This is a genomic window from Stutzerimonas azotifigens (genome assembly GCF_013522725.1).
GTDB classification, from domain to species: Bacteria; Pseudomonadota; Gammaproteobacteria; order Pseudomonadales; family Pseudomonadaceae; genus Stutzerimonas; species Stutzerimonas azotifigens_A.
This window is the reverse complement of sequence record NZ_JAAMRF010000001.1, coordinates 478,018-492,795: the sequence shown is the minus strand read 5'-3', so window position 1 is coordinate 492,795 and position 14,778 is coordinate 478,018. Positions and strand designations below refer to the sequence as shown.

Here is a 14,778-nt window from a genome sequence, read left to right as displayed (position 1 = left end):
TGCCCCTCTGGAAACGGAAAAGGGAACTGCGAATACGAATATTTCGCGTAGTGTTCGTTCAGCCCTGGTGTAGCTCGGCGCGCGGCTCGAGGGTGATCCACCAGCGCGTGTGGCGATGAACCCGTACCGGCAGCGTCGAGGCCAGCGCCGCGAGAATCCGCTCGGTATCGCCCAACGGGAACGCGCCCACCACCGGCAGGCCGGCAACCTGTGGATCGCATGCGAGGTAACCGCGGCGGTAGCGTGAAAGCTCGTCAATGAAGTCGCCCAGACGGATGCTGTCGGCCAGCAGCACGCCATCGACCCAGGCCTGCCGGGCCTGTTGCAGCGGCTCGCTGGCCGACACCCTGACGCTGTCGAAGCGGGCCTGCTCGCCCGCCCGCAGCCAGGTGCCGCTGGCGGCCTCGTAGGGCATCACCTCCACCGCTCCGCTGAAGACGCCCAGTTGCGTCCGGCCCGATCTCTGGCGCACCGCGACCCTGCCCTGTGCCTCGGGACGCACCCAGCCCTGCGCCGACTCCAGCCTGAACGGCGGGCTGCCGGCGGCGGGGTCGATCAGGACCTCACCACGGTGCAGCCGCAAGTGCCGCGTCGCCGCGTCGAAATCGGCGGCGGTATCGGTGTTCAGCCACAGGTGCGAACCGTCCGCCAGCCGCAGGTCGCGCACCTCGCCGACACCGCTGCGCAGCGAGGCCGACCATTCGCGCCAGGGCAACGCACCGACGCCACCCATGCCCAGGGCGCCGCCACCTACCAGCAGCGCGAGGATCTTCAGGGCCTGCCGACGGCTCGCCTGCCCGCCGTGCAGTCTCGCACCGGCCTCACGCGCCGCCGGGTCGAGGGCAAGGCGCTCGAACCGGCCGCTGATGCGTTCGACCCGCTGCCAGGCGAGCGCATGCGCCGGTTCATCGAGCCAGCGCCGCCAGGCCAGCCGGTCAGCCTCGCTGACGTCCCCCGAGCCCAGTATCGAGAACCACCGGGCCGCCTCTTCGAGTACGCGCAAGTCGGTACTCATGAGGCGTCCTGCAGGGCCAGGCAATGCAGCATGGCCTGCGCCATGTACTTCTTGACCATCCGCTCGGAAACCCCCAGCGCCTCGCCAATGGCGGCATAGGTGAGCCCCTGCAGCTGGGACATGAGAAAGGCGCGCCGCACCCGGTCCGGCAAGCGGGCCAGCATGGCGTCCACCTCGAGCAGGGTCTCGACGATCAGCGCGCGGGTCTCCGGAGAGGGCGCCACCTGTTCGGGCTGCAGGGCCAGCGCCTCGAGGTAGGCCAGCTCGATCTGCCGGCGCCGCCAATGGTTGGCAAGCAAGCCCTTGGCGATGGTGTGCAGGTAGGCGCGCGGCTCGCGGATCGAGGCAACGTCCTGATCCCTGGCAAGAATGCGTACGAAGGTATCCTGGGCCAGATCGGCCGCGTGATGCGAACAGCCGAGATGCCGCCTCAGCCAGCCCTGCAGCCAGCCGTGGTGGTCGCTGTAGAACCGGTGCAGCTGCTGCTGTCTGAGGATGCCATCGCCTGCCATGATCTGCCCTCGCACGGAGGACGAGAATGCTAACGCTTCTCAACACCATGCACCAGGCATTGCAACTCAGCTTTCGATCAATGCCTGAATGCGCCGCGCCAGTACGTCGAGCGCGAAAGGCTTGGTAATCAGCTCCATATTGTGGTCCAGGAAGCCGCTGGCCACTGCAGCGTTTTCCGCGTAGCCGGTCATGAACAGCACTTTGAGCCCGGGCCTGGCCAGGCGCCCGGCATCGGCGACCTGACGACCGTTGAGCCCCGGCAGGCCGATATCGGTCACGAGCAGGTCGATGCGCTGCGAGCCGTTGAGGACCGCCAGCCCCGAAGGGCCGTCGGACGCTTCGAGCGAGGCGTACCCCAGGTCGCGCAGCACCTCCACGATGAGCCCGCGTACCACCGGCTCGTCCTCAACCACCAGTACCACTTCGTTTTCGCCGGTGGCGGCCAGTGCTTGCTGATCGTCCTCGTCATGTTCCTCGATGCCGCCCTCGTCGCGATAACGCGGGAGGTAGAGCTTTACTGAGGTGCCCTGCCCCACTTCGCTGTAGATCACCGCATAGCCTTCTGACTGCCGCGCAAAGCCGTAGATCATCGACAGACCCAGGCCGGTACCTTGCCCGGTCGGCTTGGTGGTGAAGAAAGGGTCGAAGGCCCGCTCGATGATCTCAGGGGCCATGCCGACACCGGTGTCGGTAACGCTCATGCAGACGTACTGCCCAGCGCTGACCTCATGGTGCCTGGCGGCATAGGCCGAATCCAGGTGTGCGTTGCAGGTCTCGACGATCAGCTTGCCGCCGTCGGGCATGGCATCGCGTGCGTTGATCGCTAGGTTGAGCAGCGCACTTTCCAGCTGATTGGGGTCGCACAGGGTCTGCCAGAGTCCGGCCGAGAGCACCAGCTCGACCTCAATCAGCTCGCCCATGGTGCGGTGCAGCAGGTCTTCCATCGAGGAGACCAGGTGATTGGCGCGCACAGGCTTGGGGTCCAGCGGTTGGCGACGGGAGAAGGCCAGCAGTCGGTGAGTCAGGGCGGCGGCACGTTTCGCTGACGTCATGGCACTGCCGACGAAGCGCTCGAGTTCGCCCGTTCGGCCTTGCAACAGTCGCGTCTGCATCAAATCCAGCGACCCGGTGATCCCCTGCAGGAGGTTGTTGAAGTCATGGGCAATACCGCCGGTGAGCTGGCCGACCGCTTCCATCTTCTGTGCCTGCCGCAACGCCTCCTCGGTGCGACGCAGGGTCTCCGCAGCCTGCTTCTCGGCCGTCACGTCGCGGCCGATGGCATGGATCAGCCCAGCTCCGGGTACTGCCGTCCAAGAAAGCGCTATGTAACTGCCGTCGCGATGCCGGTAGCGATTTTCAAATCGAAGAGTCGTCACCCCCTGTTCCAGCGAGCCAACCTCGGCAAGCGTTGCCGGCAGGTCGTCGGGATGCACATAGTCCAGGAACATCGCGCCGAGAAGCTCGCTCTCGTCGCGTCCGAGCATGGTCGACCATGCCGGGTTGACCGCCTCGATGACCCCATCGAAGCGCGCCACCAGCATCAGATCGGTAGACAGGGTCCAGATGCGGTCACGATCAGTGCGCAACGCAGTTTCCATTATCTTGCGTTCATGGATGTCGTTGTTGCTGCCCAACCAGGCGACCACATCTCCGGCCTCATCGCGCACCGGCAGAGCACGTATGAGGAACCATCGATATGCGCCGTCGGAGCGCTGCAACCGCGCCTCGGTTTCGTAAAGCAGTCCCCCGGCGCGAGCCACGGCCCAGACGTCGAGCAGCATCTGCCTATCATCCGGGTGGATGATTTCGACCCAACCGAAGGGCAATGCTTCCTGCGTCGACCGGCCGGTATATTCCAGCCAGCGTTCATTCAGGTAGCTCAACGAACCGTCAGGATTGCCGAGCCAGATCATCGAAGGCCCAAGATTGGCGAGCTGCCGGAAACGCGCTTCGCTCGCTTTCAAACGCAACTCGTTGGCGCGCAGCGCGTGCTCGGCCTCTTTAGCCTGGGTAACGTCGTGCCCCTGGACAAAAATGCCCTTTACCTCGCCGTCCGCATCCGTAATCGGCTGATAGACCAAGTCCAAGTACCGCTGCTCGCGCGCGGCTTCCGGCGTACGCTGGATCAACAGCGGGTAACCGTGGGCGATAAACGCCTCGCCGCTGAGGTACACCTCGTCCAGCAGGTCGAAGAACGCTTGATCGGCCACGTCCGGAAGCGCCTCACGTACCGTACGGCCCAGCACCTGGCGGTGACCGATGAGCTGCTGATAGGCCTGGTTCACCAGCTCGAACTCGTGATCCGGACCGCGCAGCACTGCCATGAATCCAGGCGCCATTTCGAACAACGCGCGCAGCCGATCGCTTTCCTCGGCGAGCCGGGAGTTGAGCCTGGCGACGGCCTGCTTCTCCAGCCGAAGCACGTCGTTGACACGCTGCAGCGCCGCTTCCGCACTCACACGTTCTATCGAAGCCCAGGCACGGTCGACTACTTCGCGCAGAAGTTCGACCTCGCTGTCATGCCATTTTCGAGGATGGTGCTGGGTCACGAAGAGAATGGCGGATAGCCTGCCCTGTTTGATCACCGGCAGGTGAAGCAAGGCAGTTACTCCGATGTCCTCGAATTCCTTAGGGCACGTGGCGGTTCGCGGATCAAGCGCCACATCATCCACGCTCACAACATCACCGTTGAGCAGACTAGCGAAGAATGCATCACCAAACTTCGGCATGTAATGCCTTCCGGCGATGGAGGACACTCCAGGGCCGCACCAGTCTCGCTCGATCAGCGCCCAGTTGCCGGCATCTACTACGGCAAAACCCGCACGAGAAGCCCCAAGGGTGCGCCCGACAATCTCCGCCGCCGCATGGGATATCTCCGCCACATTCCGAAGCTCGCGCAGCCGCTCGCTGAGTTCCAGCAAGGCGGCTTCACGGCGTTGCCCACGCTTGCGGCCATTGATGTTGCGGTAGAAGACCGCCAGCCCCTCGTCGATAGCGTAAGCGCGGATCTCCAGCCAAACGTCCTTGTCAGGCGAGACGAAGTGGTAATCGAATTCAGTTGTCCCCCGTTCGGCCATTGCCTTGCGATAGCGCAGTTCCAGCTCGGTGCCGCGGGTATTCGGCCAAACCTGCCAATGGTCCTGGCCAATCAGCTGTTCAGGAGGCCGGCCATCGCCCCGCAAGGCCGCATCGTTCATGCGGATAATGCGATAGTTTCTGTCCAGCACTAGGAAGGCCTCGCCCATGCCCTCAAGCACATTGCGAGCTCGTGCCTCGCTAGCGACCAGTGCACGCTCGGCCAGAATCCCAGCGGTGGTTTCGGTACAGGCGCAGAACAGGCCTGCCACCTGCCCCTGCTCATCACGGATCGGACTGTAGGAGAATGTGAAATAAGCTTGCTCGGGGAATCCGTTGCGCATCATCAACAGCGGCAGGTCCTGCGACCAAGTGCCTGCCCCAGAAAGCGCCTGTTCGACTAGCGGCTCGATGTCGTCCCAGATCTCCGACCACAAATCGGCAAAGCGCTGCCCCAGCGCGCCCTCGGCTTTGGCACCGAGTACGGCGGCATATGCCTGGTTATGGATGAATACCAAGTCCGGCCCCCAGGCGAGGAACATCTGGTGACGCGAAGCCAGCACGATCGCGACTGCGGTACGCAGGGACTGAGGCCAGTGCTCAAGGGGCCCCAGTGGATTGTTCGACCAGTCGACTGCGAGCATCGGCTCTACCATCGCCCCGCCATCACGCAAAAAAACCGGCACGGCCGACTCGGATACCTCAGCTGTCATCACCACCTCGTCTTGCATATCGCCGATGACACGGCGCACCGAACTTAGACCCGGTCCCGTCAAGATGATCCATTTCACATAAGCGGGCCAGCGACACACGACGAGCACTCGCCGGTGCGTTTCGGTATAGCCACAGAACCGAAGCGCCTTCGCCGCGTCTATTCCTCCTGTGCCGCCATCGGTCTGCTTCTAAGAGAAACGCAATGAACGTCACCCACGGAGTGGTGTTGCTAGCGCGCAGCGGGTATGCCGCCCGCGGCGTCGTGTATGTGATCATCGGAATATTCGCTTTCACCGCCGCCCTGGGCTCGGGGCGCACCGTTGACAGCAAAGGCGCTGTCGAGCAACTGCTGTCGCAGCCTTTCGGTACCGCCCTGCTCTGGCTGTTGGTCATCGGCCTGTTGGCGCATGTCATCTGGCGGCTGACCCAGGCGATCGGTGATACCGACCGCCACGGCACCGGTGCCAAGGGCTTGCTGGTGCGTGCCGGCTTGATCGGCAGCGGCATCACCAATCTGCTGCTGGCGCTGTTCGCCCTGGGCGTTCTGGGAAGCGATCTGGCCTCACTGACAGGTGACGGCTCAGGGAGCGGCGGCGGGAACGGGGACTTTCTGTCGCGCTTTTTGGGATGGCGCAACTCCAACCTGGTGATTTATCTGCTGGCGCTGATCCCGCTGGGGGTCGGGGTCGCTCACCTGATCAAGGCCTGGCGCGGCAGTTTCGAGCGCTACTTCCAGTGCGATGAACAGAAGATGCGTCTGATCACGCCCGTGTCGCGGATCGGGCTGGTCGCGAGGGGTAGCGTCTTCCTGATCATCTCGGCGCTGCTGCTGGTGGGTGGAAACCGCTATGAGCCCACAGACCCGCCCGGGTTGAAGGAAGCGCTCCAGGCCTTACAGGGCCTACCGCTCGGCTGGTTATTGCTGGGCGCGGTCGGCCTGGGTCTACTGGCCTTCGCCCTCTATAGCTTCGCCCAGGCCCTATGGCGCAGGATCGACCTGTCCGAAGTCACCGGCTAGCTGCCTCATTGCGGCGCCAACTCGACCTGTAAAGCTCGCGGTCCCCTTCGCTACCCAAACGAAAAAGCCGACCCTGAGGTCGGCTTTTTCGAAACAGCTATCAGCCCGCCTGATACTCGCGCTCGGCCTCTTCGAAGCGCTCGACCATCGCCGACGAAGGCCCCTGGCCGATGCGGCTGAAGACCACGATAGCGAGGCTCGCCAGGATGAAGCCCGGGATGATCTCGTACAGACCCAGCCCGATGAACTGCTTCCACACCACCACGGTGACGGCTCCAACCAGCATCCCGGCCAGCGCGCCGTTGCGGGTCATGCCCTTCCACAGCAGCGAAATCAGCACCACCGGACCGAACGCCGCGCCGAAGCCGGCCCAGGCGTAGGACACCAGGCCCAACACCTTGCTCTCGGGATTCGAGGCGATACCGATGGCGATCAGTGCAATCAACAGCACCATGCCACGGCCGACCCAGACCAGCTCGGTCTGCGAAGCGCTCTTGCGCAGCATCGCCTTGTAGAAGTCCTGGGTCAGGGCGCTGGAGCTCACCAGCAGCTGCGCGCTCAGGGTGCTCATCACTGCCGCCAGTACGCCGGAGAGGATGATCCCGGCGACCCAGGGGTTGAACAGGATCTTCACCAGTTCCAGGAATACCCGCTCGCCGTTCTCGCTCACCGGGCCGGCCTGCTCCGGGTGGCCGGCGAAGTAGGCGATACCGAAGAAGCCCACCGCCACGGCGCCGGCAAGCGTCAGGATCATCCAGGCCATGCCGATGCGACGGGCGTTGGGGATGGTCCGGACCGAGTCGGCGGCCATGAAGCGCACCAGGATGTGCGGCTGGCCGAAGTAGCCCAGGCCCCAGGCCAGCAGCGAGATGATCGCCACGAAGGACAGCCCATTGAACATGTCGAAGGCGGCCGGGTTCTGGGTGGCGATGGTGTCCATCGCAGCCCCCATGTCGCCCACCGCCAGGATCACGAACACCGGGGTGATCAGCAGCGCGAAGATCATCAGCGTGGCCTGCACGGTGTCGGTCCAGCTCACCGCCAGGAAGCCGCCGATGAACACGTAGAGGATGGTCGCCGCCGCGCCGATCCACAGTGCGTATTCGTAGGGCACGCCGAAGCTGCTCTCGAACAGGCGCGCACCGGCCACCACGCCCGAGGCGCAGTAGATGGTGAAGAACACCAGGATTACCAGCGCCGAAAAGATGCGCAGCAGGCGGCTGGTGTCTTCGAAGCGGTGGGTGAAGTAATCCGGCAGTGTCAATGCGTTCTGATTGCACTCGGTGTGCACCCGCAGGCGGCCGGCGACGAACAGCCAGTTCAGCCAGGCACCGGCGATCAGGCCGATGGCGATCCAGCTCTCCGAGAGACCGGCGACGAAGATCGCACCCGGCAGGCCCATCAACAGCCAGCCGCTCATGTCGGACGCGCCGGCCGACAGCGCAGTGACGAAACTGCCCAGGCTGCGACCGCCGAGGATGTAGTCGGAGAAGTTCTTGGTGGCACGGTAGGCGACGAAGCCGATCAGGATCATCGCCACGATGTAGACCACGAACGTGATCAGAGTCGGGTTGCTAAAGTCCATGGAATTATCCTTGTTAGGCGCAGCCCGATGCCTGCTGCTGCGCTGGAACGCACGAATGTCTGACTGCCTGGCCGGAGCGGCCAAGCAATTTTGGCGCGCAAGAATACCGGCACTGGGGGATTTCCGACCAGCGCTCCCTGTATGCGGGACGGCAAACAGCTCTGAGTGGCGCGAACCTGGCGGCCATTTAACCGCGTAGTCGAATGGCTGAATACCGCGTCAGACCTCCAATGCGTTGCCCGGGGCGACAAGCCGGCTTCATCCCTCCGAAAGCCGTTGCGGCACGGACAACCGTATCGATGGTCTAGACGTTATCGACTGTCACGAAGGTGCGGTCCACGACAAACCAGGAGGTTCGCCATGATCGTCAACATCGATACCGCCACCGGCACCTGCAGCACCGTTGTCAACGAAACCACCTACCGCAGCGCCATCATGGACGTGCGCATCAGCACCGACCCGCAGGCGCGCATGTCGGTCGCGCACATCGACAGCGCCAGCGTCCATGTTGCCGAAGACGAGGCTGAACACCTGATCGCGGCGGGCGCAAAGGATGACCGGGAGAACCTGGTTGCCGACGTCTGAGCGACCGGCATGAGTCCAACCGGACGAAGGTAGAGAGAAAACCCGAGGCCGTATACCCGGCCGCGGGTTCCTGCTTGCGAAGCACGAGCAGAGTGAGGAAAGTGGCTCTGTAAAAGCTCGCGATCAAGACCGCTCCACGGCTCGCAGAGATCGCCGGAGCGACATGTTCCAGGTTTCGGGGAGTGCGTGGGAGCGGTCTTGACCGCGAACTGTGGGCTCACCACCCTCCAAAACGAAAAAAGCCGACCCTGAGGTCGGCTTTTTCGAAACAGCTATCAGCCCGCCTGATACTCGCGCTCGGCCTCTTCGAAGCGCTCGACCATGGCCGACGAAGGACCCTGGCCGATGCGGCTGAAGACCACGATGGCGAGGCTCGCCAGGATGAAGCCCGGGATGATCTCGTACAGACCCAGCCCGATGAACTGCTTCCACACCACCACGGTGACGGCTCCAACCAGCATCCCGGCCAGCGCGCCGTTACGGGTCATGCCCTTCCACAGCAGCGAAATCAGCACCACCGGACCGAACGCCGCGCCGAAGCCGGCCCAGGCGTAGGACACCAGGCCCAGCACCTTGCTCTCGGGATTCGAGGCGATACCGATGGCGATCAGTGCAATCAACAGCACCATGCCGCGGCCGACCCAGACCAACTCGGTCTGCGAGGCGCTCTTGCGCAGCATCGCCTTGTAGAAGTCCTGGGTCAGGGCGCTGGAGCTCACCAGCAGCTGCGCGCTCAGGGTGCTCATCACTGCCGCCAGTACGCCGGAGAGGATGATCCCGGCGACCCAGGGGTTGAACAGGATCTTCACCAGTTCCAGGAATACCCGCTCGCCGTTCTCGCTCACCGGGCCGGCCTGCTCCGGGTGGCCGGCGAAGTAGGCGATACCGAAGAAGCCCACCGCCACGGCGCCGGCAAGCGTCAGGATCATCCAGGCCATGCCGATGCGACGGGCGTTGGGGATGGTCCGGACCGAGTCGGCGGCCATGAAGCGCACCAGGATGTGCGGCTGGCCGAAGTAGCCCAGGCCCCAGGCCAGCAGCGAGATGATCGCCACGAAGGACAGCCCATTGAACATGTCGAAGGCGGCCGGGTTCTGGGTGGCGATGGTGTCCATCGCAGCCCCCATGTCGCCCACCGCCAGGATCACGAACACCGGGGTGATCAGCAGCGCGAAGATCATCAGCGTGGCCTGCACGGTGTCGGTCCAGCTCACCGCCAGGAAGCCGCCGATGAACACGTAGAGGATGGTCGCCGCCGCGCCGATCCACAGTGCGTATTCGTAGGGCACGCCGAAGCTGCTCTCGAACAGGCGCGCGCCGGCCACCACGCCCGAGGCGCAGTAGATGGTGAAGAACACCAGGATCACCAGCGCCGAAAAGATGCGCAGCAGGCGGCTGGTGTCTTCGAAGCGGTGGGTGAAGTAGTCCGGCAGTGTCAATGCGTTCTGGTTGCGCTCGGTGTGCACCCGCAGGCGGCCGGCCACGAACAGCCAGTTCAGCCAGGCCCCGGCGATCAGGCCGATGGCGATCCAGCTCTCCGACAGGCCGGAGACGAAGATGGCGCCGGGCAGGCCCATCAGCAGCCAGCCGCTCATGTCGGACGCGCCGGCCGACAGCGCGGTGACGAAACTGCCCAGGCTGCGACCGCCCAGGATGTAGTCGTCGAAATTCTTGGTGGCACGGTACGCGATGAAGCCGATCAGGATCATCGCGCCGATGTAGACCAGGAAGGTGATGAGTGTGGGTGTACTGATGCTCATTGTGTTCCCTCGTTAGTTGTTGTCGATGGGTGCGAGGGAAGCCCCGAACCCACCTGGCAGAGGGCGATGGCCATGACGCCATCACCGGGCGACGAACCAGAACCGGCTCGTCAGTGGCGCAAGAGCGATACGCCAACTGTTCGTGTTGTTGTACGTCGCCGGCAGCCGAATCGACTGCCGGCTGGTGCACCCGTAGCGGTCAGTCGTCGACTAGCGACAGCAGCGAGGCGTTACCGCCTACTGCCGTGGTGTTGGTCGAGGTGGTGCGTTCGTTGATGAAGCGCAGCAGGTAGCTCGGGCCGCCCGCCTTCGGGCCGGTTCCGGACAGCCCGTTGCCACCGAACGGCTGCACGCCGACCACCGCACCGACCTGGTTGCGGTTGATGTAGAGGTTGCCGATCCGGGCCAGCGACTCGATGCGCGCGGCGGTTTCCTCGTTGCGGCTGTGCACCCCGAGGGTCAGCCCGTAGCCGGTGCCGTTGATCGCAGCGACCACCTTTTCCAGATCGGCGGCGTCGTAGCGCACCACATGCAGGACTGGCCCGAAATGCTCCTTGGTCAGCTCGTGAATGCCGCCGATCTCGAATGCCACCGGGGCGACGAAATGGCCGTTCAAACCCTCCGGCAGACGGGCTTCGGCAATCAGCCGACCTTCGCCCTTGAGCTTCTGGATGTGCGCCAATAGACCTTCACGGGCTTCGGCGTCGATCACCGGACCCAGGTCGTTCTCGCGCAGATGGGTCGGGCCGACCTTGAGCTCGGCCATCGCGCCCTTGAGCAACTCGATCACGCGGTCGGCGATGTCGCGCTGCACGTAGAGCACGCGCAGGGCCGAGCAGCGCTGGCCGGCGCTGGTGAAGGCCGAGCCTATGGCATCCTTGACCACCTGCTCGGGCAGCGCAGTGGAATCGACGATCATCGCGTTCTGGCCGCCGGTCTCGGCGATCAGGGTGGCGATCGCCCCCTCCTTCTCGGCCAGCTGGCGATTGATGATGCGCGCGGTGTCGGTGGAGCCGGTGAAACACACGCCAACCACACGCGGATCGCGGCAGAACACGCTGCCCAGGGTCGCGCCCTCGCCGGGTAGGAAGGCGATGGCATCCTTTGGCAGGCCGGCTTCGAACATCAGTTCCAGTGCGCGCGCCGCGATCAGGCTGGTCTGCTCCGCCGGCTTGGCCAGCACGGTGTTGCCGGCCACCAGCGCCGCGGTGATCTGACCGAGGTAGATCGCCAGCGGGAAATTCCAAGGGCTGACGCAGACGAACACGCCACGGCCCTCATGGAACAACTCGTTGCGCTCGCCGGTCGGGCCCTTGAGCTCTTCGCGGCCCAGCTTCTGGCGCGCCTGCAGAGCGTAGTAGCGACAGAAATCCACCGCCTCGCGGACCTCGTCGATACCGTCCTGCAGGGTCTTGCCGGCTTCACGGGTGCAGAGCGCCATGAGTTCGGCACGGTTGGCCTCGAGCAGGTCGCCGAGCCGTTCGAGAATCGCGGCGCGCTCTTCGACCGGCGTCGCGTTCCAGCGCGGCCAGGCTGCCGCCAGGCCATCGAGTGCCTGGCGGGCGTGCTCGGCGGTAGCGAACTGGGCAGTTCCGACCACATCGGCGAGGTCATAGGGGCAACGGACTTCGCTCGCGGTACCGCCCAAGGTCTTGCCGTCGATGACCGGCGCAGCCTGCCACTGGCGCGACAAGAAAGGTTGGTAAGCGCTGGCCAGTTCGTTCCATTGAGTCTGGATATTCATGTTGATGCCTTGCGAGTTTTTCCGATTGCCGTACAGCGCCGGCGGGAGCGGGATGCGTGAGTTGCCAAAGGTCTTGAACTGGCGCAGCTGGGTCACCGGATGATCGATCAGCGATTCCACCGGCACGCGCGGATCGACCAGCTGGTGGACGAATGAGGAGTTCGCGCCGTTTTCCAGCAGACGCCGCACCAGGTACGGCAGCAGATCCTTGTGCGCCCCGACCGGCGCATAGATGCGCACGTTCTTGCGGTATTTCTCGATCACCGTGTCGTACAGCGCATCGCCCATGCCGTGCAGGCGCTGGAACTCGAACTCGCGCGCGTGCCCGGACGCAGCCTGCGCCTCCTGGGCCATCGCCAGGATGCAGCTGACGGTATGCGCGTTGTGGCTGGCGAATTGCGGATAGATCACGCCGCGGGTCTGCTCGGACAACAGGTAGCGCGCACAGGCCAGGTAGGAGGTATCGGTGCCCTCCTTGCGGGTAAACACCGGATAGCCGGACAACCCCTGAACCTGACACTGCTTAATCTCGCTGTCCCAGTAGGCGCCCTTGACCAGGCGCAGCGGGATACGTGCGCCGAGTTCCTTGCCCAGCAAGGTCAGCCACACCAGCACCGGCAGGCAGCGCTTGGAGTACGCCTGGATAACCAGACCGAACTCACCCCAGCCGGCGATCGCCGGGTCGCGCATGAGCTTTTCGAAAAGCTCCAGCGACAGCTCGAGTCGGTCCGCCTCTTCGGCATCGATGGTGATGCCGACGTCGAGTGTGCGTGCCAGTACCGCCAGCTCACGCACGCTCTCGAACAGTTCACTGAGCACGCGCTCGCGCTGGGCGACCTCGTAGCGCGGGTGCAGCGCCGACAGCTTGATCGACACCGACGGTCGCGGGCCCGGCCCGACCTGGGGCTCGGCGCCGACGGTCTCGACGGCACGGCGGTAGTCGGCCATGTACTTGTCGGCGTCTTCGACCGTCAGGGCCGCTTCGCCGAGCATGTCGAAGGAGTAGGTGTAGCCCTTTTCGCGTTCGGGACGGCCGTTCTTCAGCGCCTCGGAAATGGTGCGCCCGAGGACGAACTGCTTGCCCATCAGCTTCATCGCCTGGTTCATCGCGGCGCGAATCACCGGCTCGCCGGAGCGCTTGATCAGGCGACCGAGGACATTCTTCGGCCGGCCATCACCGCTTTCCGGGTCGACAACCCGGCCAGTCATCACCAGCCCCCAGGCGGCGAAATTGACCAGCACGTTGTCGCTCTGGCCCAGGTGACGCTCCCACTCGGCAGCGTTGAGCTTGTCGCGGATCAGCGCATCGGCAGTCACGGCGTCTGGCACGCGCAGCAGCGCCTCGGCCAGGCACATCAGCATCAGGCCTTCCTGGGTATCGAGGCTGTACTGGCGCAACAGTGCATCGAGGGTATCGACCGCATTGTCACGGCCGCGAACGGCCTCGATCAGGCTGCGCGCCTCCTGTCGGATCGATTCGATGCCCGCCTCGCCAGGGTCGGCGAGTTGCAACAATTCGTTGAGATACTCGGCTTCGTCGACGCTGTAGTTTGCGCTGACCTGGGGAAAGAACTCGGCGGCTTTCAGATTGGCGAAGTCGCCCTGCAAGACGTGACCGGCTTTGAACATCTCGCCGCTCCTCTGGAGGTGAAGATAGGTATGGGTCTAGCCCACGACAGCACCGCTCACAACACGTGCGCGCGGCTGCTTTCGCAAGGGGATGGCGGAATGTAGAGGCAGCCACCGGGGCGGTTCTTGCGCAAAGCTATGAAGTTTTTGCGAAAAGCTCCGCCAGCTGCGGTTATTTGGCGCAGGAATGCGCCTGGCACCAATAAGGTGCGCGGCGGCGATGAGAAAGGAATTCCCCGTAAAGGGCGAAGCCGTCAGGCCGGCTCGCGGCGCATCCGTCTTGGTGTCAGGCCCAGGTAGCGGCGCATCGCAGTGGTCAGCGCGCTCTGGCTGGAAAATCCGCACTCCTCGGCGATCCGTACCAGCGGCAGCGGGCTCTCGCGCAGCATCCGCGTGGCACGGTCCAGACGTGTCTTGAGCAGGTACTGATGAGGCGTCAACCCGACGCAGTCCTTGAACTGCATGTGAAAGTGGCTGGGGCTCAGGCAGGCGACCTGAGCCAGCTCGGCGACGCTGATGCGCCTGGCCAGGTTGTCATGGATGTGTGCGTCGAGCCGCTCGATGTCCAGCGAGCCGGCAGGGACGCGCTGCTGCTCGCCGAACAGGCGCAGATGCAGCGCCCGCAGCAGCACGCCGCCCAGCGCACGCCCCAGCAAAGGGTCGCTGCCGTAGCGAGCAAGCTCGGCGCCGGCGTAGCTCAGCAAGTTCTGGAAGTCCGCATCGAGCGCCGGATAGCGCGGCGTATCGAACAGTTGCGCGAGCAGGTCGCGGTCCTCCTGAGGGAGGTTCTGCTCGTCGAGGTCGAGAATCAGCATGCGATTGTCGCCAACCCCGGCGAACTCGTGCTCGGCATCGCCTGGCACCAGGCACGCCCGCATGCGACAGACTTCGCCACCCGCACCGTTGACCTCGAATTCCGCACGCCCAGCCAAGGACAGCACCAATTGGTGATAGTCGTGGGCGTGTTCGTGGGCCTGTGAGTCCAGGCAAAGCAGGCGGGCTTGGAGCATTGGCGGGTACCTCGGGATTCGGTCGACTTTAACCGAGCCCCGCCCTACTTGCACAGCCACAGGACGCGCGGGATTGAAATCATCGACGGCGCTACCCATCTAAGCAGCATCCAATGCCAACAGGTGCCCC

At 64.3% G+C, this 14,778-nt stretch carries 9 protein-coding genes; 2 read left to right on the top strand and 7 right to left on the bottom strand.

Annotated features, from left to right (window positions below; all coding sequences use genetic code 11):
• Positions 1–58: 58 nt before the first annotated feature.
• The 3 genes from G7026_RS02335 to G7026_RS02325 all read right to left on the bottom strand — a co-directional run bounded on the left by G7026_RS02335 (position 59) and on the right by G7026_RS02325 (position 5,316).
• Positions 59–1,015 carry a FecR domain-containing protein gene (locus G7026_RS02335; protein WP_181069029.1) on the bottom strand — a complete coding sequence of 319 codons (957 nt, stop codon included), beginning with the start codon at positions 1,013–1,015 and terminating at the stop codon, positions 59–61.
• Positions 1,012–1,527, bottom strand: coding sequence for a sigma-70 family RNA polymerase sigma factor (locus tag G7026_RS02330; RefSeq protein ID WP_181069028.1), 516 nt, complete (start codon positions 1,525–1,527; stop codon positions 1,012–1,014). Before G7026_RS02330 ends, G7026_RS02335 begins: the two co-directional genes overlap by 4 nt.
• A gap of 66 nt (positions 1,528–1,593) precedes the next feature.
• Positions 1,594–5,316: a PAS domain-containing protein gene (locus G7026_RS02325; protein ID WP_181069027.1), complete on the bottom strand. Its 3,723-nt coding sequence runs from the start codon at positions 5,314–5,316 to the stop codon at positions 1,594–1,596.
• A 203-nt stretch (positions 5,317–5,519) separates the two neighbouring features.
• On the opposite strand from G7026_RS02325, the gene G7026_RS02320 reads away from it, so the two are divergent.
• On the top strand, positions 5,520–6,335 hold the full coding sequence (locus tag G7026_RS02320) for a DUF1206 domain-containing protein (protein ID WP_181069026.1): 816 nt from the start codon (positions 5,520–5,522) through the stop codon (positions 6,333–6,335).
• Positions 6,336–6,435: 100 nt separating this feature from the next.
• Here G7026_RS02320 and putP (G7026_RS02315) read toward each other — a convergent pair whose 3' ends face one another.
• Entirely contained in the window at positions 6,436–7,920 is a 1,485-nt protein-coding gene (putP, locus tag G7026_RS02315) for a sodium/proline symporter PutP (RefSeq protein WP_181069025.1), read from the bottom strand.
• Between the two features lie 360 nt (positions 7,921–8,280).
• Here putP (G7026_RS02315) and G7026_RS02310 point away from each other — a divergent pair, with 360 nt between their 5' ends.
• Positions 8,281–8,505: a DUF3203 family protein gene (locus G7026_RS02310; protein ID WP_181069024.1), complete on the top strand. Its 225-nt coding sequence runs from the start codon at positions 8,281–8,283 to the stop codon at positions 8,503–8,505.
• A 275-nt stretch (positions 8,506–8,780) separates the two neighbouring features.
• Here G7026_RS02310 and putP (G7026_RS02305) read toward each other — a convergent pair whose 3' ends face one another.
• From putP (G7026_RS02305) to G7026_RS02295, 3 genes are all read right to left on the bottom strand, one after another.
• Complete coding sequence (gene putP, locus G7026_RS02305) at positions 8,781–10,265, bottom strand: sodium/proline symporter PutP (protein ID WP_181069023.1); 1,485 nt, start codon at positions 10,263–10,265, stop codon at positions 8,781–8,783.
• Positions 10,266–10,464: 199 nt separating this feature from the next.
• Complete coding sequence (putA, locus tag G7026_RS02300) at positions 10,465–13,638, bottom strand: bifunctional proline dehydrogenase/L-glutamate gamma-semialdehyde dehydrogenase PutA (RefSeq protein WP_181069022.1); 3,174 nt, start codon at positions 13,636–13,638, stop codon at positions 10,465–10,467.
• Between the two features lie 254 nt (positions 13,639–13,892).
• Entirely contained in the window at positions 13,893–14,648 is a 756-nt protein-coding gene (locus tag G7026_RS02295; RefSeq protein ID WP_181069021.1) for an AraC family transcriptional regulator, read from the bottom strand.
• Between the last annotated feature and the right edge of the window lie 130 nt (positions 14,649–14,778).